Genomic DNA, 21709 nt, shown 5'->3' on the forward strand with positions numbered 1-21709 from the left:
CGAGATCAGGTGCCGCAAAAGGTGGCGGCGACTTCTTCGTCGGGGGCAGGGGCGCGTTTGAGCCATTCGTTGTCGGCGCTGGTCTCGTAAGGGTGCGCCAATGCCGCGTGCAAGCGATGGAATGGGGCGTCGTCACCGCCGGTTGCAGATTGAATCGCGGCCTCGATCTGGTGGTTGCGCGGAATGACGCGTGGGTTGGCCGCGGCCATCGTGGCCTCAGGGGCGTCTTCTTCTGCCAGCCGGGTCCGCCAGTCGGCATGCCAAAGGTCGTAGGCATCGCGGTCGGCGATCTGGTCAAGGGCGGTGCCGTCGGTGAGCGCGGCAAAGGTATTGGTGAAGTCCGAACCGCCTTTGTGCATCATCTCCAGCAGACGACCAATCAGCGCCGCGTCTGTTTCACGCGGTGCCGCGATGCCGATCTTCGCCGAAAAGCGGGTCAGCCATTCGCGGCGCAGCAGCTCTGGCATGTCTTCGATCATGGCCTGAAAGGTTTCGATGGCGGCGGCCTCATCGGGCATCAGCGGGATCAGGGCGGAGGCCAGCTGCGCCATGTTCCAGACAATGATGTCGGCCTGCGCGGCATAGGCATACCGCCCCTGACGGTCGATGGAGGAATACACCCGGCGCGGGTCATAGGCATCCATGAAAGCGCAAGGCCCATAGTCGATGGTTTCCCCGGACAGGGTGCAGTTGTCGGTGTTCATCACCCCGTGGATAAAGCCCACCGACATCCATTGTGTCACCAGTTTGGCCTGCTTCGCAATGGTCGCGCGCAGCAGGTCAGCGGGGGTTTCGGCGTCAGGCGCATGGCGCGCACGGGTGTGGTCGAACAAGGTGCGCAGGCTGTCTATGTCGTCACGTGCCGCGAAATACTGAAAGCTGCCGACGCGGATATGGCTGGAGGCCACGCGGGTCAGCACGGCGCCCGGGAGCGGGCGGTCGCGGATGATCTCTTCGCCGGTGCGAACGGCCGCCAACGCGCGGGAGGTGGGGATGCCGAGGGCGTGCATCGCCTCGGACACGAGGTATTCGCGGATGACAGGACCGAGCCAGGCGCGGCCATCGCCCCGCCGGGAGAAGGGGGTCGGACCGGAGCCTTTGAGCTGGATGTCAAAGCGGCCTTGCGGAGTTGCGACCTCTCCCAGCAGGTGGGCGCGCCCGTCACCGAGTTGGGGCGAGAAACCACCGAACTGGTGGCCGGCGTAGACCTGCGCGATGGGCTCCGCCCCTTTGGGCAGCGTATGTCCGGAGAAGAGGCGCGCCAGCGTGGCGTCATCCTCCGAGCCTGTGATGCCGAGGTCACTAGCCAGCGCGTGATTGAACGCGATCAGTGTCGGGGCCTCTGCGGGGGAGGGGTTCAGGCGGGCGAACAACGGGCCCTCAAGGCGGGCGAAGCTGTTGTCGAAGGGAATGTGCAAGGTCATAGGCTGAATATAGGGCGTGGTGCGTGTGCGTGACAGAGGGGCAATTACGGTTTTCGCATAAGGCGCACTGTGCCGGTCGTGGTGCATTTCGCAGGGACTGCTCGACGAGTCGTGGATCGAAGCGCGCTTTGTAACCGCTCAGAGCACCCGAGACATAAAGATGTAGCGGTCACGCGGCTTGAACCGGGCGCGGGCGTAGAACTCTTTGGCGCGCTCGTCGTCGCGGTCCACTTCGAGATGGAGCGCGCGCACGCCCGCGTCCTTGAGGGCTTTGGCAATGCCATCGATGGCATCATGGCCCATGCCCCGCCCGCGCACGGCGGAACGGATGTACAGCTCATCCACGATGGCATCCAGCCCGCCATATTCAACGGACCAGCCGAATGTGATCGCGATGTACCCCACCGGCGCACGTCGCAGTCCGATCAGCCAGATCGCCCCATGCGGAGAGCCGTCCAGCAGAGGGGCGATGGCGCCCTCCTGATGTTCGGCGGTGGTGTCATACCCCATTTCTGCGTGAAACCCGGCGATGAGCGGCAGCAGCTTGGACAGGTCGTCCTGGGTGGCGAGATGGAGCGATTTCATCCGATGTGCTTTCTCAGAGACGTCTCAGACGGTCGGTGAGCAGGTCGAAGAATTGGTCAGCTTCCAGATCACCGATGAAATTGGCGTTGGGCGGACGATCCGTGACGCCCCACCAGTCAGCGACGGTCATGCCCATGGTCAGCGGCGACTGCGTCTCGATCTCGACATTGATATGACGGCCAGAGAACATATGCGGCGCAAGCAGATAGCCAATGACGCAAGGGTCGTGCAGCGGCGCCCCTTCGGAGCCGTATTTCGCAATGTCGAACCGTTCAAAGAAATCGGTCATCAGCGCCACAGCGGTGCCGACGGGGGAATTCAGCGCACGAAAAGCGTCGTTTCGCTGCTTTGTCACCAGCGCTTTATGCGTGACGTCCAGCGGCAAGACTGTGATCGGCGCACCACATTTGAAGACGATCTCGGCGGCATGGGGGTCAACGAAGATATTGAATTCGGCGGTCGGGGTGATGTTGCCAACCTCGAAGTAGGCCCCGCCCATCAGAACGATTTCCGCGATCCGGGGCGCGATATCGGGTGCCTTTTGAAGGGCTGTGGCGATGTTGGTCAGCGGACCAAGCGGGCAAAGCCTGACGCTGCCTTCGGGCTCATTTCGCAGGGTTTCGATCAGGAAATCGACGGCGTGCTGATCCTCGACCGGCATGGTGGGATCGGGCAGCACGGGGCCATCCAGACCGGTTTTGCCGTGCACGTGTTCGGCCGTCACAAGCTCGTGGGCGAGGGGACGGTCGCAGCCGGCAAAGATGCGGGTCTGCGGCTTGCCTGCCAACTCACAAATGATGCGGGCGTTGCGCGTGGTCAGATCGAGCGGCACGTTGCCGGCGACGGTGGTGATGCCGATCACGTCGAGGTCTTCGGGGGAGGCAAGGGCCAGCAATATGGCGACGGCGTCGTCTTGCCCCGGGTCGGTGTCGATGATGATCTTGCGGGGCTGTGTCATGGTCGTGTCTCCTGTTGGCGAGGTGGTGCCACGGGGAGAGGGCCTGCGCAAGCCGGTGTTGGAGATCGGGCGGGTCGTCGCCGGTCTCCAACGTCTGCGCTTTCAGGCGTTAAACGGACGTGTAGCGGTGCCCGATGTCACGCGGAGCAGCTGGCGCCGCCGAGAACGCAGAATTTCGCGCAATGCGGATGGTTGAGCGGGACCGCACCTTCGGCGTCGGCCAGGGTTTCGCCCAGCTCGAACTGCGCATCGTAGGGCAGGAGGGTACAGGCCAGCACTGCGGGATTCTCTGCGCCACGACGCTTGACCACCATTCGGGAGGAGGAACACATGACCGATGTCGGCTGTTTGTCGAGAATGCCCCAACAAGCGGTGGTGATTTCCGGGACTTCGACGGTTTCGTCCATTTCGGGAAACAGCACACAGATGCCGGGATCCTGGGCGTCGATGTCGAAGCCTTCGGCCTTGAACAAGGCGGCGTAGCCTTCTCGGGCGTCGAGGTCGGTTTCGTGCCAAAGGCTGCGCCCCGCCACGGCCATGCGGACGCCCGCGTCGCGCAGCCAGCGCATGCCATGAAGCGTCTTTTCGTACGCACCGGCCCCGCGCTCCGCATCGTGGCAGGCCGGGTCATGGTGATCGAGCGAAATACGCAATGTCAGCTTGTCGCCGAAGTCCGCCTGCAGAGCGGTCAGACCGTCCAGCACGCGCTTCCGCATCATGGGGCGCATGGCATTGGTGAGGATCAACACCTCGTACCCACGCGAGAGGCTGGCGCGGGCGATCTCGATCATTTGCGGGTTCATGAAAGGCTCGCCGCCGGTGAAGGCGATTTCGCGCACGCCCCACTTTCGATCCTCCAGTTGGTCGAGGTAGTCTTCGACCTCGGACCTGGTGATGTAGACCAACCGGTCGTTTTCGGGGGAGCTTTCGATATAACAGTTGGCACAGGTGATATTACACAGCGTTCCGGTATTGAACCAAAGGGTCTGCGGGTCGCTCAGCGCCACATGAGCGCGAGCCTGACCGTCGGCGGTGACCTTCGGGTCCTGAAACTTTCCGGCGTTGGCGGTATCTTTCATGCCTGTCTCCCTGCTGCCGTTTCTAGCTAGGGCACACGGGACCAGGGGGCCAGCCCCAAGAAATTTCCCCACGCCATTGTGAAGCGTGACATCGCTGTTAGACTTCCCCGCAAACATAGATTAAACGAGCCGCAACAGGCTGCGTTACCGCTAACATGATCTGCGTGCGGGTGGGTCGCGTGGCTCGGACAAGAAAGAGGACCAACCGTCATGGTGTCACGCGTCATTCCTGTAGACCCTTTTGATCTGGTGATCTTCGGCGCCACCGGCGATCTGGCGCGGCGCAAGATCCTGCCGGGCCTGTTCCGGCGCTATTGTGCCGGGCAGATGCCGGAGGAGGCGCGAATCATTGGCGCAGCCCGGTCCGAAATGGACGACGACGGCTTTCGCGATCTGGTGCGCGAGGCGGTTCGCAAATTCGGCGGCGGTCGGGATTGCTCTGATGAAGCGCTGGAGGGCTTTCTGGCGCATGTGGGCTACGAGCACGTCGATGCCATGGGCGAGGGCGGCTGGGAAACCCTGAAGGCGCGGCTGCGCGATGGCATGGTGCGGGCGTTCTACTTTTCCGTGGCGCCGTCGCTCTTTGGTGCCTTGGCGGAGCGGCTGCGCGGCTTCGGTCTGGCGGATGACGACAGCCGGGTTGTGGTGGAAAAACCGTTCGGCAAGGATCTCGCCTCGGCGCGTGCGCTGAACAGCACGCTGGCGGAGCATTTCGATGAAACCCAGATTTATCGCATCGACCATTATCTAGGTAAGGAAACCGTTCAGAACCTGATGGCCGTGCGCTTTGGCAACATGCTGTTCGAGCCGCTGTGGAACGCGCAATTCGTCGATCACATCCAGATCACCGTGGCAGAAACGGTCGATGTGTCCGGGCGCGGCGCCTATTACGATAAATCCGGTGCGATGCGGGACATGGTGCAGAACCACTTGATGCAGCTGCTTTGCCTGATCGCAATGGAGCCGCCCGCGCGCTTTGAGCCGGATTCTGTGCGCGATGAAAAGCTGAAAGTTATCAGGGCATTGGATCCGGTCGACTATCACCATATCGTGCGCGGCCAATACATAGCGGATGAAAAGCAGCCGGGGTACAGGTCGCATGTGGAAGACCCACGGTCGACCACCGAGAGCTTTGTTGCGATGAAGATCAGCATTTCCAACTGGCGATGGGCGGGCACGCCGTTCTATTTGCGCACCGGCAAGGCGCTGAAGTCGCAGGCCTCCGAAATTGCGGTGGTGTTCAAGGACGCCCCGCATTCGATCTTTGGTCCCGAAGCGGGACGTCATGCCAATGTGCTGGTGATCCGGTTGCAGCCGAATGAAGGCATGACCCTTGGCGTGACGATCAAGGAGCCGGGGCCCGGCGGCATGCGTCTGAAGGACGTTGCGTTGGATATGTCATTTGCGGATGCTCTGGGGCCGGACGCAGAGGATATCCCCGATGCGTACGAGCGATTGATCATGGATGTGATCCGAGGCAACCAGACGCTGTTCATGCGCGGCGACGAGGTAGAGGCGGCCTGGACCTGGACCGATCCAATCATCGAAGGCTGGCAACGTCGCGGAGAAGTGCCGAAGGAATATGATGCCGGATCCAGCGGCCCGGATGATGCGTTGATGTTGATGCATCGTGACGGTCGCAAGTGGCGCGACATCAAGGCGTAAGGACAACGTATGACCTACGAATTCATTGAATATGCTGATCGAGAAATGCTGTCCATCGAACTGGCACAGCGTTTGGCGGGCGATTTGCGCTCCGCGCTTCAACACGAAGATCGTGCTGCGCTGGTGGTGCCCGGTGGGACCTCTCCCGGCCCGATTTTTGATGACCTTTGTGCGGCCGACCTGGATTGGTCGCGAGTGGATGTTCTGTTGGGAGACGAACGTTGGGTGCCGGAAGACAGTCCACGGTCGAACACCACGCTGGTAAAGACCCGGTTGTTGGTTGAGCGCGCAGCAAAGGCGCGTTTCCTGCCGCTTTACGCCCCCTACGACACGCCCGAAGAAGGTTTGGCCGAACTGGGCCGCCCGATCGAAGACGTGCTGCCGCTGGCGGTAGTGCTGCTGGGGATGGGCGCGGATATGCACACGGCATCGATCTTTCCGGGGGCGGACAAGCTGCAAGAGGCGCTGGCCCCTGACGCCCCGACATTGCTGGCGATGCGCGCGCCGGGGGCGCCGGAACCGCGCATCACGCTGAGCGCGCCGGTGTTGGACGGTGCCATGGCGAAACATGTTCTGATTTTTGGCGACGAGAAGCGCGCGGCGCTGGAAAATGCACGTGGCAAGCCGCCGATGGAGGCACCGATCAACGCGGTAATCTCCGATTCCAAGGTGCATTGGGCGGCGTGAGCCATGACTTTCATACACAGACGGGGACGGGCATGTTCGACAAGGTAAAAGCACAGGCGCAGCGCGTTGCGGGGCATCGGATCGAGGATCTATTCGCGGATGCGGGGCGAGCGTCGGAGTTCAGTGTCGACGCGCTGGGAATGCTGTTTGATTATTCCAAGACGCTAATCGATGCGGACGCCCGCGCAACCCTTCTGGAGCTGGTCGAGACGGGGAGCGTTGCCGAACGGCGTGACGCCATGTTTTCAGGCGCCAAAATCAACGAGACGGAGGGACGTGCGGTGCTGCATACGGCGCTGCGCAATCTGGACGGCGGGCCGGTCATGGTCGATGGCCATGATGTCATGCCGGAGGTGCTCACCACCTTGGCGCGCATGGAAAAGCTGGCCGAAGAGTTGCGCGCCTCTGATGTGACGGATGTGGTGAACATCGGTATCGGCGGGTCCGATCTTGGTCCGGTTATGGCGGCTTTGGCGATGGCTCCGTATCACGACGGCCCACGCTGCCATTTCGTGTCGAACGTGGATGGCGCCGACATTGCGGACACGCTGAAGGGCTGCGACCCTAAGCGAACGGCTTTTATTGTTGCCTCCAAAACCTTTACCACCATTGAAACGATTACCAACGCGCGCACTGCAAAGGCTTGGTTGGCGGAGAAGGGCGTGTCTGACGAAGGCAAGTTCATCGCTTTGTCCTCCAACAAGGCGGGCGCGGCGCAATTCGGCATCCCCGAAGATCGCGTATTCGGGTTCGAGGATTGGGTCGGCGGGCGCTACTCCGTCTGGGGGCCGATTGGCCTGTCGGTGATGATCGCCGTCGGTCCGGACAATTTCCGCGCATTCCTGCGCGGGGCGCAGGCGATGGATCAGCACTTCCGCTCGGCCGCGCCGCTGGAAAACCTGCCGGTGATGCTGGCGTTGGTCGGCATTTTCCACAATCAGGGGCAGGGGCACGCGACCCGTGCAGTGCTGCCCTATGACAACCGCCTGATGCGGCTGCCCGCCTACCTGCAACAGCTGGAAATGGAGAGCAACGGCAAGGGCGTCAGCATGGACGGAGCGGACCTGTCCTACGACAGCGGCCCCATCGTCTGGGGTGAACCCGGAACAAATGGTCAGCACGCCTTCTATCAGCTTATCCATCAGGGCACGCGAGTCGTTCCCTGTGAATTCCTGGTGGCCGCGACGGGCCATGAGCCGGATCTGCGCCATCATCACGAATTGCTGGTGGCCAATTGTCTCGCCCAGTCCGAAGCGCTGATGCGCGGTCGTTCACTGGAAGAGGCACGTGCCAAGGTTGCAGACAAATTCGAAGGCGATGAGCTTGAGCGCCAAGCGCGCCACCGGGTGTTCCCGGGCAATCGTCCTTCGACGACATTGATTTACGATAAGCTGGACCCTGAAACGCTGGGCAAGATCGTGGCGCTATACGAGCACCGCGTGTTCGTCGAGGGGGTGATCCTGAACATCAACTCTTACGATCAATGGGGTGTTGAACTGGGCAAGGAGCTGGCAACCGCGCTTGGCCCGTTGGTGAGTGGGGAGTCCCCGATCGCCGGCAAGGACGGATCGACGACGCAGTTGCTGAACTACGTGCGCGCCCGGGCCTGATATTTCGCGCACCGCCTAGGCGCTGGATGACGAGATGACAAAAGACCCGGGCCGCGTGGCCTTGGGTCTTTTGCCGTTATGGGATGTCGAAACCGGGTGCGGCGAGGTCGAACCCTTCGAAGCGGAAACCCGGGCTGACGGTGCAGCCCACCAGCGCCCACCCGTCCAGAGCGTGCGCGGCTTGCCAATGATGTTCTGGCACGAGAAGCTGCGGCTGTTGTCCGGCAGTGATGTCCGGGCCAAGCAGATCACGCCGGCATGGACCTGCGTCGGTGGGTGCTTGGGACAACTCCAGTGGCGAACCTGCGTACCAGTGCCAGATTTCGGTGGCGTCTACGCGGTGCCAATGGCTGCGTTCGCCGGGCTTTAGCAGAAAATAGATGGCGGTGCCTGTGGGGCGCGCGGCGTCTTGTGCGTCGGCCACCCAGGTTTGGCGGTAGTGTCCGCCTTCAGGGTGGGGTGAAAGGCCAAGGCAATTGATGATGTCGTCGGGGGAAACGGTCCCGAGCGCGGGGGTCATGAGGGGCAACGTGCGCTCCTGTGAAGATTGGTTAACCGCAAAAGCACAGCCTGCTGGCCATCGAGCGCGGCTCGACGAGCAGAACAGGAGGCTGAAACAATGGCCACGACACATCACGTTCGGCAGATGGCCGAAGAAATCGTTGCCCGGGAGGGCGGCTATGTCAACGATCCCGACGATCCCGGTGGTGCGACCAAATACGGGGTGACGATCCACACGATGCGACGGCTGGGTCTGGATCTGGACGGCAACGGGCGCGTCGATGTCGAGGACGTCAAGCGTATCACGCGCAAACAGGCGGTGGACCTGTACCTTGACCACTATTTCTTGCGCCCACGCATTGCGGAGCTGCCGGAGGCCCTGCAGGCGACGGTCTTTGACATGTATGTGAACGCGGGCAGCAATGCAGTGAAGATCCTGCAACGGCTGCTGAACCAGATGGGCGAACGCTGCGGCGTGGATGGTGGCATCGGGCCAGAGACCATCGGCGCTTGTGCCCGAGCCTATGCCAAGGCGCCGCATCACATGGCAGATGCCTACGGGATCGCCCGGCGCAACTATTACTTCCGCCTTGCAGATCAGCGTCCGGCTTCGCGCAAGTATGCGCGTACGCGGGCCGGGGGCAAAGGCGGTTGGATCAAGCGCGCGGAGGAATTCATCTCTCCGAAATATCACATGACGGACGGGGAGTTCAGCGCGCGGGTGGCGGCATGGGAATGATTCAGGCTCTCACTGGTTTGCTGTTCGGCTCGGGCCGCAACGTGGTGACGGAAACCGCGGAAGTGTTTCGCGTCAACGCAGAAAAGGAGGCCATGCGCGGCGCCACGGCGCAGGCGGCGGCCTTGTCGCAATTCGGGGCGGAGTTTCGCGTGACGGAGCGGTCTGTGTTCGACCGTGTGATGGATGCGCTGAACCGCATTCCGCGTCCCGCGATGGCGCTTGGGACTTTGGCGTTGTTTGTCTCCGCGATGGTGGACCCGGTGTGGTTTGCGGCGCGCATGGCGGGAATCGCTTTGGTGCCGGAACCCTTGTGGTGGCTGCTGGCGGCAATCGTGTCGTTCTATTTCGGCGCGCGGCATCAGTCGAAAGGGCAGGATTTCCAGCGCGAAGTCGCCGCCACCATGGCGGCTGTGCCGGGCGTCGTGCAAACGGTGCGCGACGTGGAGGCACTGCGCGACGTAGAGGCACTGCGCGATGTGACGCCGGGACCGGTGGTGGAGACCGAGAGCTTTGCCGAAGCGGGTGGGAACCCCGCGTTGATCGACTGGCGACGCGGCCAGGCGTAAATGAAGAGGGGCGGGGGTCGATCCCGCCCTGAACCCGCGGGACGCGTCGGACGTTGCGGTGCCCCGCGACAAAGTGAACACCCGGCGGTGGCGATTTCCATTGGCCGAAATGCACCTGTTATCTATAACGCTGCATATGATAGCAGAACTCGGCCACTTCGCCCTTATCCTCGCCTTTCTCGTCTCACTCGTTCAGGCGGTCGTGCCGCTAATCGGTGCGCACAAACGATGGCCGGGATGGATGTCCGTTGCAGAACCCGCCGCGACAGCGCAATTCGTGCTGGTTCTGGGGGCTTTTGCGGCGCTGACCTATGCGTTTGTGGTTTCTGACTTCTCCTTGCGGCTGGTGGTGCTGAATTCACACTCCGCCAAGCCGATGCTCTACAAGATTTCCGGCGTTTGGGGGAATCACGAAGGGTCGATGCTGCTTTGGGTTCTGATCCTTGCCCTGTTTGGCGCGATGGCGGCGTGGTTCGGCGGCAATCTGCCGCCCACGCTGCGCGCACGCGTTCTGGCGGTTCAGTCGCTTGTGGCGACGGCGTTTTATGCATTCATCCTTTTCACCTCGAACCCGTTTCTGCGCATGGCGATACCTCCGATGGACGGGCAGGATCTCAACCCATTGCTGCAAGACCCCGGTTTGGCATTTCACCCACCGTTCCTGTACCTCGGCTATGTGGGCCTGAGCATCTGCTTCAGCTTTGCCGTCGCCGCCCTGATTGAAGGTCGCGTAGATGCGGCGTGGGGCCGGTGGGTGCGCCCATGGACGCTGGCGGCCTGGATCTTCTTGACCATTGGCATCGCGCTCGGGTCCTGGTGGGCCTACTATGAGCTTGGCTGGGGCGGTTTCTGGTTCTGGGACCCCGTGGAAAATGCCTCCTTCATGCCGTGGCTCTTTGCTGCCGCGCTGCTGCACTCTGCCATCGTGGTGGAAAAGCGCGAGGCACTGAAAAGCTGGACCATCTTGCTGGCCATCCTGGCCTTTGGCTTCTCGCTGATCGGGACGTTTATCGTGCGCTCCGGCCTTCTGACATCGGTTCACGCGTTTGCCAACGACCCGGAGCGGGGCGTCTTTATCCTGATGATCCTCGTGTTCTTTACCGGCGGGGCGCTGACGCTGTTTGCCGCACGGGCCAGCGCGATGGAAGCCAAGGGCGTCTTTGGCGTGGTGTCCCGCGAATCCGCGCTGGTGGTGAACAACATCCTTCTGGCGGTGGCGTCTTTCGTGGTGTTTGTCGGCACGATATGGCCGCTGGTGGCAGAGATGGCCTTTGACCGGAAGTTGTCAGTGGGGCCGCCATTTTTCGAGATGGCCTTCACCCCCTTCATGGTTTTGCTCGGGTTGGTTTTGCCGCTTGGATCAATGCTGGCCTGGAAGCGCGGATCGCTGTCGCGTGTGGCACGGCAGTTGGTGCCGGCACTTATCCTGGCATTGGCGCTGGCCGGTCTTGTCTGGACGATCCAGACAGAGCGTTCGATGCTGGGCCCGATTGGCGTGTTTCTGGGCACATGGTTGATCGCCGGAGCCTTGACCGATCTTTGGACACGGACCGGTCGCAATCGCGATCTGACCCGACTGCTGCGGCTGCCGCGCGCGGATTGGGGCAAGACTGTCGCGCATTCGGGGCTCGGGATCACGATGCTTGGTATCGCGGGCCTGATGGCGTGGGAACAGGAAGACATCCGCACCGTGCAGATTGGGGCTCCCTGGCAGGTGGGCAAGTTCGAATTCGAATTGCTTGACGTGACACGAGAGCAGGGTCCGAACTACACCGCGACGCGCGGAGAGGTTTCCGTGCGTCCCGCGGGTGGGGATGGCAGTGAAATCGCGCATCTTTACCCGGAAAAGCGCGTCTACCCGGTGCAGCAGATGCCCACCACAGAAGCCGCGATCGACTATCGGTTTTTGCGCGATGTTTACGTCGTTGTGGGGGATGCACAGCCGAACGGCGGGTGGGTCATGCGTATTTATATCAAACCGCTGGCCAACTGGGTCTGGGGCGGATGTATCCTGATGGCCCTTGGCGGACTTTTGAGCTTGTCTGACCGCAGATATCGCGTGGCCGCTGGCGCGCGCAAGACAGCATCTGTGCAAGGGGTCCCTGCAGAATGATGGGCTTTTTGCGCCACGGTGTTTTGACGCTGGTGTTTTCGCTGGTGGCGACGCTGGCCTTGGCGGTTCAGCCAGACGAGGTGCTCGACGACCCCGCTATGGAAGCGCGGGCTCGTGAGATCTCTGCTGGGCTGCGCTGCCTTGTTTGTCAGAACGAAAGCATCGACGAGAGCAATGCCTCGCTCGCGAAAGATCTGCGACTGCTTGTGCGTGAACGGCTGGTGGCTGGCGACACAAACCCGGAGGTGGTTGAGTACATCGTGGCCCGCTACGGTGAATTCGTGTTGCTGAAGCCTACCACAGGGGGCTGGAATTGGCTGCTCTGGGCGGCTGGTCCGGGGATGTTCCTCATCGCCGTCGTCTTGGGCGCAGTGTACGTGCGCCGGCGTTCGAAGGCGGTCGCCCCGGCGGAGCGTCTGAGCGCCGATGAACAAGAGCGCCTTGACGCGTTGCTCAAGAGGTGAACCTCCGAAGCGGGCACATGGCTGCGCTTTGGACGTAGCGTAGCGGGGCAGGGTTTCACATTGCTCCCGGTGTCTGTGCGGTGTTTCATAGCGCCAAAGCGCTGTCCCTACGCGCGGGAGAGGAGACCCCATGATCTATGACACCATCACCTACGAGGTGGCGGAGAATATCGCCACTGTGACACTCAACCGGCCCGACAAGATGAACGCGCTCAACACGCAGATGCGGGCGGAGATCACCGATGCCGTGGCCCGCGGCGGACGAGAGGCGCGCGTTGTGGTGCTGACCGGGGAGGGGCGGGCCTTTTGTTCCGGCCAGGATTTGGGCGACCGCGAAACCGCTGCGAACCTCGATCTGGAGCGTGTTTTGCGCGATGAATACGTGCCGATGCTGAAGGCGATTTACGACTGCCCTGTCCCAACAATTTGCGCCGTGAATGGGCCTGCGGCGGGGGCCGGGGCGAACCTTGCGCTATCAGCTGACGTGGTCATTGCCACGGAAAGCGCTTTCTTCATGCAGGCATTTACGCAGATTGGCTTGATCCCGGACGCAGGCGGCACGTGGTTTTTGCCTCGGCAAATGGGGATGGCAAAGGCCATGGGCGCGGCGCTTTTCGCGGACCGGATATCAGCCGCGCAGGCGGATGCCTGGGGAATGATCTGGGAGCACGTCCCGGATGAGGCGTTCCGCGCGCACGTTGGCAAACGCGCGGCGCATTTGGCGAATGGGCCGACGATGGCCTATGCTAGGATCAAGCAGGCAATGTTTGCGGCACAGGACAACACCCTCGAGGCGCAGCTTGGCGTGGAAGCGAAACTGCAGGGTGAATGCGGCAAGACACGCGATTTCAAGGAAGGCGTCGTTGCCTTTATGGAAAAGCGCCCGCCAGTATACGAGGGACGCTGAGCGCCAGAGTACGCAGTCGTGCGAAGGGGCGGACCGATATCGGTCCGTTCTTTGGTGTAACCCTTGGCGGTTGTCTGAATGACGCTGCAGAGTCATCCAAGGCCTGCTTCTTCCACCGACAAATCAGCCGACCAACGGCAACGAGAGTTCTCGTGCCGGTGTTTTGATCGAGGCGTTCAGCATCGGTTGGACAAGAGGTTGTGAGGATGCTGTGGGCACGCGCCTGGGTAGGCTATCATGGGAGCGGCTCGCCCCAACGCCACAGCTTGCGTCTTAGGGTGAAACTGAAATCCATTGATGGAGCAGAGGAGACAGTGCTTTCTCTTTGCGGGCCGCACAGCTTTCGCGAGCGATACGGTGTTTTGAACTCTGATCCTGCACTTGGCAGCTTAGGCTGCAAACAATCGGGGCATGGAATCCTGTAATCGAGCGTCCTGCATTTTCCGAAAATCGACTGCTAAATGCTGAAGTTCTGTGGAAAAACTTCAATTAAAATCATTGGACGGAGCAGACGATACCGACAAAAAAGCCCCCGGTGCAGAGCACCAGGGGCCTTCAAAGCAACGCCGTTCCAACGATCAGCGGTTTTCGATATCTACATAGTCGCGCTCTGTTTCGCCTTGGTACAATTGGCGCGGGCGACCGATCTTCATCTGCGGATCGTTCAGCTGCTCTTTCCACTGCGACACCCAGCCGACGGTGCGCGAAAGCGCAAAGATCGGCGTGAACATGGAGGTCGGGAAGCCCATCGCTTCGAGGATGACGCCCGAGTAGAAGTCCACATTCGGGAACAGTTTTTTGTCTACAAAGTAGGAGTCCGCGAGAGCGGCCTCTTCCAGAGCTTTCGCGGTTGCGAGCACGGGATTGTTTTCGACGCCCAGCAGATCGAGCACCTCGTCTGCGGACTGCTTCATGACCTTCGCGCGCGGGTCGAAGTTCTTGTAGACCCGGTGACCGAAGCCCATCAGGCGGAACGGATCGTTCTTGTCCTTGGCGCGAGCGATGTACTCGGGAATGTTCTCGGGAGACCCGATTTCCTTGAGCATTTCGAGGCACGCCTGGTTCGCACCGCCATGCGCCGGCCCCCAAAGGCAGGCGATGCCAGCGGCGATACATGCGAACGGGTTTGCACCGGAGGAAGACGCAAGACGCACGGTCGAGGTCGAGGCGTTCTGCTCATGGTCGGCGTGCAGCGTGAAAATACGGTCCATGGCGCGCGCCAAGACCGGGTTCACGTTGTACTGCTCCGCTGGCACGGCAAAGCACATGTGCAGGAAGTTCTCGGCATAGGTCAGATCATTGCGCGGATACACGAACGGCTGGCCGATGGAGTACTTGTAGGCCCACGCTGCGATCGTCGGCATCTTGGCGATCAAACGGTGCGATGCAATTTCGCGCTGGCGCGGATCCGAGATGTCGGTGGAATCGTGGTAGAAGGCCGCCATCGCGCCAACCACGCCCACCATTGTGGCCATTGGGTGGGCATCGCGGCGGAAACCACGGAAGAAATACACCATCTGTTCGTGGATCATGGTGTGGCGTGTGATCGTGCTTTCGAAGCTTTCCAATTCATCGGAGGTCGGCAGGTAGCCGTAGAGCAGCAAGAAGCAGACTTCGAGGTAGTGCGATTTCTCGGCCAGTTGGTCGATCGGATAGCCGCGATGCAACAGCTCCCCCTTGTCACCGTCGATGAATGTGATCGTGGAATCGCACGACGCGGTGGAGGTGAAGCCGGGATCGTAGGTGAACACGCCCGCCTGGCCGTAGAGCTTGCGGATGTCGATGACGTCCGGGCCTGCCGTGGGCGTGTGGATCGGCAGATCGTAGCTTTGGCCGTCGATCGTGAGTGTTGCGCTTTTGGGGGTCTCAGCCATGCTTGTCATCCTTCCTGAATCGGTGGGGCCGGGCCGCTGCCGCGCGGCCCGACAGGTCATCGCACATGACCGAGCCGTGCCGGTCAGGCAGGGATCTCGGCCGCTTGGGACAGACGCGCGAGGCTTTCGTCGCGGCCCAGTACCAGCATCATATCGTAGACGGAGGGTGTCACGGCCCGACCAGCGAGAGCGGCCCGCATAGGCGCTGCAAGCTTGCCGAATTTGGTCCCCTGTTCGTCGCAGAAGCGGGCCATCGCCGCCTCCAATTCTTCTCGCGTCCAACTAGCATTATGCAGATGCGGCGTCAACTTGCCCAGTATACCACGGGATACAGCGTCAAGCGCTTTCGCGGCCTTCTCGTCGGCTTCTATCGGGGTCTCCGTTAAGATAAAGTGACCTTTTTCAAGAAGTTCCGGGAAGGATTTCGCGCGCTCCTTCAGGCAGTACATGCCGCGTCCCAGACCGTCGCGCTGCGCCTGTGTCAACGCAGTGCCACCGGAAGCAGCAAGAAAATCCTCTATTTCTTGCAGCAGCGCGGCATCCTCGGCCACGGCGATATGCTGGCCGCACAGGTTTTCCAGTTTCTTGAAATCAAACCGTGCGGGCGACTTGCCGATTCCGTTGAGATCGAACCACTCTTTTGCCTGTGCATCGGTGAAAAATTCGTCATCACCGTGGCTCCATCCCAGGCGCGCAAGATAGTTACGCATACCTGCGGCCGGATAGCCCATCTTTTGATACTCATCCGCGCCAAGTGCGCCATGGCGTTTGGACAGCTTTTTGCCATCGGGTCCATGGATCAGCGGGATATGCGCGTAGGTGGGCAGGTCCCACTCCATAGCGGTGTAGATCCCCATCTGGCGTGCGGCATTGTTGAGGTGATCATCCCCACGGATCACATGTGTCACGCCCATGTCATGGTCGTCCACAACCACTGCAAGCATGTAGACCGGCGTCCCATCAGAGCGCAGCAGCACCATGTCGTCCAGCTGGTCATTGCGGATCACCACCTTGCCCTGCACTTCGTCGTTTATGGTCGTTTCCCCGTCTTTCGGGGTCTTTAAGCGCACGACGTAGGGCGCATCCGGTTGGGTCGCGGGATCAGCATCGCGCCACGGGCTTTGAAACAGGGTCGAACGCCCGTCGGCGCGGGCCGCTTCGCGGAAGGCTTCGATTTCTTCCTGCGTGGAAAAGCATTTGTAGGCCGCGCCCTTGGCGAGCAACGCGTGGGCCACTTCGGCATGGCGGTCGGCGCGGTCGAATTGGCTGACAACCTCTCCGTCATGGTCAAGGCCGAGCCAATCGAGACCTTTCAGAATCGCTCCCGTTGCCTCTGGAGTGGAGCGGGCTCGGTCCGTATCTTCGATCCGCAGCAGATACTTTCCCCCACGCCCACGTGCGTAGAGCCAGTTGAACAGGGCGGTGCGCGCGCCGCCAATGTGCAGAAAGCCGGTTGGCGAGGGCGCAAAGCGGGTCACGACTTGGGTCATCTTGGTTAACCTTTTTCTAACGGTGGCAAGGTAGCCTTTGATGGTTCCATACCCAGCCCCGCGCATCGGGGCAAGCGGAGGGCCGGTGTCATGGTGCGTTACCTGCTGGATCTGCCGCAAGCTTTGGTGGGCGATCAGCGTGGGCATCTGTTTGCATGGACGCCTGTTCTGCTGGCCTGTGGTATCGGCATCTATTTCACCCTGACATGGGAGCCGCCGGTCTGGATGCTGTGGACCGCGCTTCTGGCTGTGGTGTTCGTGCCCGCGCAGGCGCTGATCGGTCCGCGGCCTGTTCTTGGGCCGCTTGTGGTGGCGCTGGGTCTCATCAGCGGGGGCTTTGGATTGGCCGGGTTGCGAGCGCACCAAGTGGCCGGACCAGTTTTGCACTTCCGATATTATGGCCCAATCGAGGGCCGCGTCGTAAATATTGACAGATCCGCGTCTGACGCAGTGCGGCTGACGCTGGATCAGGTGGTTTTGCAGGATATGGACCCGGCGCGTGTTCCAGTCAGGGTTCGAGTGTCTTTGCACGGGGGGCCGAACATCTCACCGCAGCCGGGGATGATGGTAATCCTGACTGGGCACCTTGGCCCCCCCGGCGGCGCGGTCGAGCCGGGTGGCTTTGATTTTCGGCGCCATGCCTGGTTCCTGCGTCTTGGCGCTGTGGGATACACCCGGACGCCTGTTTTGATGTTGGAGCCACCCGGTCCGGGGCTTAACGTTTTCAGGGCGCGTATGTCTTTGTCGGCGCGGGTTCAGGATCAGTTGCCGGGAGAGACCGGAGCGTTTGCCGCTGCCGTCATGAGCGGAGACCGCTCAGGCATGGCGCAGGGCACGCTCAGCACATTGAGAGACACCAATCTTGCGCATTTGCTGGCAATTTCCGGACTGCATATGGGGTTGCTGGCGGGGTTTGCTTATGCGTCGTTGCGGATTGGCCTGCTGTTGGTCCCCCGGTGCCGACATTATTGGCCGGTGAAAAAGCTCGCAGCGGTGGGTGCCTTGGGCGCAGCGGCCGGCTACTTGGCGCTGTCCGGGGGCAACGTCGCAACCGAACGTGCTTTTATCATGGTGGCCGCTGCCCTGACGGCACTGATGCTTGACCGACGTGCCCTTTCGTTGCGCTCTGTCGCGATGGCCGCATTGATTGTCTTGGTCTTTATGCCGGAAGCCCTTTTGGGACCGGGATTTCAAATGAGCTTTGCCGCCACCGTCGCGCTGGTGGCAGCCTTTGAGCAGGTCACGACTGTGCAACGCGGCCACCGTTTGCCGGGCTGGGTCTCGGCGGTGCTTTCCGTCATAATTTCCTCCGCCGTTGCGGGTGCCGCCACGGCGCCGGTGGGTATGGCGCATTTCAACCAGGCATCGGTCTACGGACTGTTGGCCAACCTGGTGTCTGTGCCTGTGATGGGGGCCTTGGTGGTCCCATTTGGAGTCGTCGCGGTCTTGCTGATGCCGCTCGGGTTGGAGTGGGCGCCACTTTGGGTGATGGGTTTGGGATTAGACTGGATTTTGCTTGTGGCGCAGCACGTGGCGCAGTGGGAGGGCGCAGTACGCCCGGTCGTCGCACCGGGGACAGGGGTCCTTGTGATCATCGCAACGGGCGGTTTGATCCTGTGTCTTTGGCGTGGATGGGGGCGCTTGGCTGGCGCTTTGCCTTTGCTACTCGGGATTTTTTTGTGGAATGGCGCGGCGCGACCAGAGATCCTGATTTCGGATACAGGGACGCTCGTGGGGGTTATGACGGCGCAAGGACGTGGCCTGTCACGGGAGACTGGCTCAGGATTCATTGCGGACAATTGGTTGGAAAACGATGGTTTTGGCGGCGATCAGATACAGGCGGCCGCGAGATGGCCGGGTGTGGTGCAGTCCCGTCTCGCCGAGGCGTCTGTGTTGGGCAGGCAGATTTTGCACGTTCAAGGAAAGCGCGCGGCGCGGCTGATCAGCGGATGTGAAGCCGTCCAAATCGTTGTATCCAGTGTACCGCTGTTGCTGGAGGGCGATTGTTTGATCTTCGACCCAGAGCGTTTGAAACGCACAGGGTCTATCGCATTCTGGAAAACCGAAAACGGCCTTGTGATGGTCACGGCGACCGACGTCTCTGGCGACAGGCTATGGCACGACATTCCGAAAAAGCGCACCAACGACGACGGTGCTTTGCGCCATGCGAGGATCGATCAATAAGTCCGGATCAACCCGACCAGACGACCTTGGATGCTGACGTCGCCGCTTGGCAGAATGCGGGGTTCGTAGGCGGGGTTCGCGGCTTCGAGCATAATCATATTGCCCTTGCGGCGGAAGCGTTTCAGCGTAGCTTCGTAGCCTTCGATCTGCGCGACGACTATGTCGCCTTCTTCCGCGTCAGAGGTTTCACGGATCACCACGACGTCACCGTCATTGATGCCGGCCTCGATCATTGAATCGCCTTTCACCTCAAGCGCGTAGTGATGGCCGTTGCCCTTCAGCATCGAACCGGGCACCGCAATCCCAACTGGCTGTTCATTGATCGATTCGATGGGCACACCTGCAGCAATACGGCCCATGATTGGCAATTCGGCGACACCGGACGACGACACCTCAACTGCGGAGCCTGGAATGCGATCCGGGCGGTCGCCATCAATCACCTGTGGTGAGAAGCCCAAAGGCTGTCCACCAAGGCTTTCTGGAAGTTTTACGATTTCGATGGCGCGGGCGCGATGTGCGAGGCGCCGGATAAATCCACGTTCTTCGAGCGCTGTGATCAACCTGTGGATTCCGGATTTGGAGCGCAGATCCAGCGCGTCTTTCATTTCGTCAAAGGAAGGCGGCACGCCGTCTCGTTGCATCCGTTTGTTGATGAAATTCAACAAATCGAGTTGTTTCTTAGTCAGCATATGCGCCCCCGTGAACAGTCGCTGCCTGAATGATCGGCAGGTGTCGTGTTTTGTTCTACGCCTGTTCTTGTTTTGTGTCAACTGCGCTGCGCCGCCAAATTACAACGGCAAGTAGTCTACGACATCATTTTTGGCGCGTGCGGGATCATGCGGAGGTCGCACGAGCAGCGCGTTGGCTTGTCCCAAAACACTCAGAAGGCTTGAATCCTGGCGATCAAAGGCGATCAGCCCTTCCTCCGTCAAGGTGGCGCGCATGTAGTGTTCGCGTGGGCCGTTTTGGCCAAGTACTCGCGCCAGTGGTGCGCGCAGACGCGGCGCGGCAACGGGCGGCAGGCCCAGCATCACGCGCACAACGGGGAGGACGAACACATGGCCGCAGACCATGGCGGAAACCGGGTTGCCCGGCAGGCCGATCATCATGACCCTGCGTTCGCCCGAGAGGCGACCAGACATCAGCGGCTTGCCGGGACGCATGGCAACCTTGTGAAAGGCACGTTGCATGCCTAATTCCTCAGCCACAGGCGCGACCAGATCATGGTCGCCCACCGAGGCTCCGCCGATGGTGATCACGAGGTCGGCGTCATCCACAAGGCTGAAGGCGTGTTTCAGAGAGGTTTGATTGTCCCGCGCGATTGGCAGCAAACGCGGGTCCGCGCCTTCGCTGGAAAGCAGCGCGTGAAGGCCAAATGTATTGGACGCAATGATCTGGTCCGGGCCTGGCGTCTCGCCCGGCATGACCAATTCGTCACCGGTGGAAATGAGAGCGACTTTCGGGCGCCGTGCCACGGGAACACGGGCAATGTTCATAGACGCCAGAAGAGCAATGTCACTGGCGGAGAGTTTGCGTGGCGCATCAATTTGGGCACCTTCGGCAAAGTCGCCGCCCGCAGGCCGGATATTGTCACCGGAATCGAGGCGATCACCGATCAGAATGGTGCTGTCCTGCCGGGTGACATCCTCCTGGATGACGACGCGGGTTGCACCGGCGGGCACAGGCGCTCCGGTGAAGATGCGCACGGCCTCACCGGGTGCGGCGGGCCGGTCAAATCGATGGCCTGCCGCGCTTTCACCGATCACCGTCAACCGATCCCCGGGAGCCGCAGAGACCACTGCGTAGCCATCCATGGCGGAGGACGCGAAGGGTGGCTGCGTCCGGCGCGCCGACACAGGGCGCGCGAGGATGCGACCGGCGGCCTCTATCAGCGGAACCTCCTCCACGCCGGTGGGTCTGGCAAGGGCGAACAACTGGTCGAGGGCCTCTGTGACTGTGATCATAATGGGGCTCCGCGTGTGATAGCCGAGAGTTTTGCGTCTTCCCACTCAGCGAAGCTGCGACCGTCTGGTAGCTTCCATTCGGTCCGCCCATTAGAGGATCGGCCCAGTATGACTGTCGTTGCGGTGGACAGGCTGGAGAAGGCGTAGTTTGTTCGGAGTGAAGAGAGGGGGCTGCCCAGGCTCACAACATCTGAACCGATCAGGTCAGCGTGTCGTTTTTGATAGCCGACGCTGTGCTTCCGACTGCCCACCCAGTCTGTCACCATTTGCGATCCGGCCTCGACGATGACCTCTCCGTCGACCGATCGAGCACGTGCGGTCAGCCCTTTCGCGGGGGAGGTCAGGATCAGGGAAAGTGTCTCTTCTGCGGTGTCTATGGCCTTTGGAGGTGGCGTGCGTCGCAGGCTTTGAAAAAGGTCCAGCCGGATCGCTGGTAGCACCATCTGTAAAGTGTCGAGAAAACTCTCCATGTTTGCAGTGGCTGCTTCGTTCAAACTGGAACGAGGCGGGATATTTCCATTTTCCAGATAGCACTGATCTGCTGTCTTGGCGATTTCCACGAGCCGGCTTTCAAGATATTTGACGTGCGCCTTGTGCAGGGCGTCTCCCGCTGTGGTGATGAGAACCGCTGTGTCCCACCAATCCTTTTTGGCAGCGTGGTCTTTCAACCGGCTTGCCATGTCCTCGGCTTCGCCGATATAGGCGAGTGGGCCATCTTGATTTTCGCCGGACAGGATATAGACGCCGGTTTGTCGTGCTTCCGGGCGCGCTAAACCTTTGGTCAGTTGGACCTTGGGGACCCTGAGCACATGGCCGGTCCAATTGAAGACTTCTGCAGTCAGCATCCCATCGGGCTTGCCATCAACAAAGTACAATTCAAGGGAGCGGCCGGTACTCAT

19 protein-coding genes are annotated in these 21709 nt (G+C 61.1%); 9 read left to right on the forward strand and 10 right to left on the reverse strand.

Annotated features, from left to right (window positions below):
- Positions 1-5: 5 nt before the first annotated feature.
- The 4 genes from J4E08_RS11825 to J4E08_RS11840 all read right to left on the reverse strand — a co-directional run bounded on the left by J4E08_RS11825 (position 6) and on the right by J4E08_RS11840 (position 4046).
- Positions 6-1424: a protein adenylyltransferase SelO gene (locus tag J4E08_RS11825; RefSeq protein WP_349538669.1), complete on the reverse strand. Its 1419-nt coding sequence runs from the start codon at positions 1422-1424 to the stop codon at positions 6-8.
- Positions 1425-1562: 138 nt separating this feature from the next.
- Entirely contained in the window at positions 1563-2009 is a 447-nt protein-coding gene (locus tag J4E08_RS11830; RefSeq protein WP_349538670.1) for a GNAT family N-acetyltransferase, read from the reverse strand.
- 13 nt (positions 2010-2022) lie between these two features.
- A complete protein-coding gene (locus J4E08_RS11835; RefSeq protein ID WP_349538672.1) occupies positions 2023-2967 on the reverse strand; it encodes a nucleoside hydrolase in 945 nt (314 codons plus the stop codon).
- A 137-nt stretch (positions 2968-3104) separates the two neighbouring features.
- On the reverse strand, positions 3105-4046 hold the full coding sequence (locus tag J4E08_RS11840; protein WP_349538673.1) for a radical SAM protein: 942 nt from the start codon (positions 4044-4046) through the stop codon (positions 3105-3107).
- Between the two features lie 210 nt (positions 4047-4256).
- Here J4E08_RS11840 and zwf point away from each other — a divergent pair, with 210 nt between their 5' ends.
- The 3 genes from zwf to pgi are packed head-to-tail and all read left to right on the forward strand — an operon-like array spanning position 4257 to position 8008.
- Entirely contained in the window at positions 4257-5711 is a 1455-nt protein-coding gene (gene zwf, locus J4E08_RS11845) for a glucose-6-phosphate dehydrogenase (protein WP_349538674.1), read from the forward strand.
- A gap of 9 nt (positions 5712-5720) precedes the next feature.
- Positions 5721-6398, forward strand: coding sequence for a 6-phosphogluconolactonase (gene pgl, locus J4E08_RS11850; protein ID WP_183967420.1), 678 nt, complete (start codon positions 5721-5723; stop codon positions 6396-6398).
- A 32-nt stretch (positions 6399-6430) separates the two neighbouring features.
- Complete coding sequence (gene pgi / locus J4E08_RS11855; protein WP_349538675.1) at positions 6431-8008, forward strand: glucose-6-phosphate isomerase; 1578 nt, start codon at positions 6431-6433, stop codon at positions 8006-8008.
- A gap of 76 nt (positions 8009-8084) precedes the next feature.
- On the opposite strand, the gene J4E08_RS11860 is transcribed toward pgi, so the two are convergent.
- Positions 8085-8528 (reverse strand): cupin domain-containing protein, encoded by a 444-nt coding sequence (locus tag J4E08_RS11860; protein WP_349538722.1) that lies wholly within the window; start codon positions 8526-8528, stop codon positions 8085-8087.
- 99 nt (positions 8529-8627) lie between these two features.
- On the opposite strand from J4E08_RS11860, the gene J4E08_RS11865 reads away from it, so the two are divergent.
- The 5 genes from J4E08_RS11865 (at position 8628) to J4E08_RS11885 (ending at position 13298) form a co-directional block, all read left to right on the forward strand.
- Positions 8628-9248 carry a holin-associated N-acetylmuramidase gene (locus tag J4E08_RS11865; protein WP_349538676.1) on the forward strand — a complete coding sequence of 207 codons (621 nt, stop codon included), beginning with the start codon at positions 8628-8630 and terminating at the stop codon, positions 9246-9248.
- Positions 9239-9814: a holin family protein gene (locus J4E08_RS11870; RefSeq protein WP_349538677.1), complete on the forward strand. Its 576-nt coding sequence runs from the start codon at positions 9239-9241 to the stop codon at positions 9812-9814. The genes J4E08_RS11865 and J4E08_RS11870 overlap by 10 nt, the downstream gene beginning before the upstream one ends.
- A gap of 136 nt (positions 9815-9950) precedes the next feature.
- Entirely contained in the window at positions 9951-11927 is a 1977-nt protein-coding gene (locus J4E08_RS11875) for a heme lyase CcmF/NrfE family subunit (protein WP_349538678.1), read from the forward strand.
- Positions 11924-12391 (forward strand): cytochrome c-type biogenesis protein, encoded by a 468-nt coding sequence (locus J4E08_RS11880; protein WP_349538679.1) that lies wholly within the window; start codon positions 11924-11926, stop codon positions 12389-12391. Before J4E08_RS11875 ends, J4E08_RS11880 begins: the two co-directional genes overlap by 4 nt.
- 130 nt (positions 12392-12521) lie before the next feature.
- Positions 12522-13298, forward strand: a complete 777-nt coding sequence (locus J4E08_RS11885) for an enoyl-CoA hydratase-related protein (RefSeq protein WP_183967426.1) — start codon at positions 12522-12524, stop codon at positions 13296-13298.
- 578 nt (positions 13299-13876) lie between these two features.
- On the opposite strand, the gene gltA is transcribed toward J4E08_RS11885, so the two are convergent.
- Together gltA and gltX are read right to left on the reverse strand one after the other, a co-directional pair.
- On the reverse strand, positions 13877-15172 hold the full coding sequence (gltA, locus tag J4E08_RS11890) for a citrate synthase (RefSeq protein WP_349538680.1): 1296 nt from the start codon (positions 15170-15172) through the stop codon (positions 13877-13879).
- 83 nt (positions 15173-15255) lie between these two features.
- Positions 15256-16662: a glutamate--tRNA ligase gene (gltX, locus tag J4E08_RS11895; RefSeq protein ID WP_349538681.1), complete on the reverse strand. Its 1407-nt coding sequence runs from the start codon at positions 16660-16662 to the stop codon at positions 15256-15258.
- A gap of 90 nt (positions 16663-16752) precedes the next feature.
- Between gltX and J4E08_RS11900 the strand changes: the two genes are divergently transcribed.
- The gene (locus tag J4E08_RS11900) at positions 16753-18846 is read left to right on the forward strand and encodes a ComEC/Rec2 family competence protein (protein WP_349538682.1); all 2094 of its coding nucleotides are present in this window, start codon (positions 16753-16755) and stop codon (positions 18844-18846) included.
- Here the strand turns inward: J4E08_RS11900 and lexA are convergent.
- From lexA to J4E08_RS11915, 3 genes are all read right to left on the reverse strand, one after another.
- The gene (lexA, locus tag J4E08_RS11905; protein WP_349538723.1) at positions 18840-19535 is read right to left on the reverse strand and encodes a transcriptional repressor LexA; all 696 of its coding nucleotides are present in this window, start codon (positions 19533-19535) and stop codon (positions 18840-18842) included. The two genes, J4E08_RS11900 and lexA, sit on opposite strands and share 7 nt — an antisense overlap.
- A 99-nt stretch (positions 19536-19634) precedes the next feature.
- Complete coding sequence (locus J4E08_RS11910; protein ID WP_349538683.1) at positions 19635-20810, reverse strand: molybdopterin molybdotransferase MoeA; 1176 nt, start codon at positions 20808-20810, stop codon at positions 19635-19637.
- Positions 20807-21709 carry a GIY-YIG nuclease family protein gene (locus J4E08_RS11915; RefSeq protein ID WP_349538684.1) on the reverse strand — a complete coding sequence of 301 codons (903 nt, stop codon included), beginning with the start codon at positions 21707-21709 and terminating at the stop codon, positions 20807-20809. The genes J4E08_RS11910 and J4E08_RS11915 overlap by 4 nt, the downstream gene beginning before the upstream one ends.

The sequence above is a fragment of the Sagittula sp. NFXS13 genome (assembly GCF_040148795.1).
Taxonomy (GTDB): Bacteria; Pseudomonadota; Alphaproteobacteria; order Rhodobacterales; family Rhodobacteraceae; genus Sagittula; species Sagittula marina.

Excerpts from the sequence above, each read along its gene's own strand:
- J4E08_RS11885 (WP_183967426.1), top strand. The coding sequence starts at position 12,522 with ATGATCTATGACACCATCACCTACGAGGTGGCGGAGAATATCGCCACT.
- J4E08_RS11865 (WP_349538676.1), top strand. The coding sequence starts at position 8,628 with ATGGCCACGACACATCACGTTCGGCAGATGGCCGAAGAAATCGTTGCC.
- J4E08_RS11860 (WP_349538722.1), bottom strand. The coding sequence starts at position 8,528 with ATGACCCCCGCGCTCGGGACCGTTTCCCCCGACGACATCATCAATTGC.
- J4E08_RS11915 (WP_349538684.1), bottom strand. The coding sequence starts at position 21,709 with ATGAGTACCGGCCGCTCCCTTGAATTGTACTTTGTTGATGGCAAGCCC.
- J4E08_RS11870 (WP_349538677.1), top strand. The coding sequence starts at position 9,239 with ATGGGAATGATTCAGGCTCTCACTGGTTTGCTGTTCGGCTCGGGCCGC.
- zwf (WP_349538674.1), top strand. The coding sequence starts at position 4,257 with ATGGTGTCACGCGTCATTCCTGTAGACCCTTTTGATCTGGTGATCTTC.
- J4E08_RS11825 (WP_349538669.1), bottom strand. The coding sequence starts at position 1,424 with ATGACCTTGCACATTCCCTTCGACAACAGCTTCGCCCGCCTTGAGGGC.
- gltA (WP_349538680.1), bottom strand. The coding sequence starts at position 15,172 with ATGGCTGAGACCCCCAAAAGCGCAACACTCACGATCGACGGCCAAAGC.
- J4E08_RS11875 (WP_349538678.1), top strand. The coding sequence starts at position 9,951 with ATGATAGCAGAACTCGGCCACTTCGCCCTTATCCTCGCCTTTCTCGTC.
- J4E08_RS11840 (WP_349538673.1), bottom strand. The coding sequence starts at position 4,046 with ATGAAAGATACCGCCAACGCCGGAAAGTTTCAGGACCCGAAGGTCACC.
- pgl (WP_183967420.1), top strand. The coding sequence starts at position 5,721 with ATGACCTACGAATTCATTGAATATGCTGATCGAGAAATGCTGTCCATC.
- pgi (WP_349538675.1), top strand. The coding sequence starts at position 6,431 with ATGTTCGACAAGGTAAAAGCACAGGCGCAGCGCGTTGCGGGGCATCGG.
- J4E08_RS11900 (WP_349538682.1), top strand. The coding sequence starts at position 16,753 with ATGGTGCGTTACCTGCTGGATCTGCCGCAAGCTTTGGTGGGCGATCAG.
- J4E08_RS11835 (WP_349538672.1), bottom strand. The coding sequence starts at position 2,967 with ATGACACAGCCCCGCAAGATCATCATCGACACCGACCCGGGGCAAGAC.
- lexA (WP_349538723.1), bottom strand. The coding sequence starts at position 19,535 with ATGCTGACTAAGAAACAACTCGATTTGTTGAATTTCATCAACAAACGG.
- gltX (WP_349538681.1), bottom strand. The coding sequence starts at position 16,662 with ATGACCCAAGTCGTGACCCGCTTTGCGCCCTCGCCAACCGGCTTTCTG.
- J4E08_RS11830 (WP_349538670.1), bottom strand. The coding sequence starts at position 2,009 with ATGAAATCGCTCCATCTCGCCACCCAGGACGACCTGTCCAAGCTGCTG.
- J4E08_RS11880 (WP_349538679.1), top strand. The coding sequence starts at position 11,924 with ATGATGGGCTTTTTGCGCCACGGTGTTTTGACGCTGGTGTTTTCGCTG.
- J4E08_RS11910 (WP_349538683.1), bottom strand. The coding sequence starts at position 20,810 with ATGATCACAGTCACAGAGGCCCTCGACCAGTTGTTCGCCCTTGCCAGA.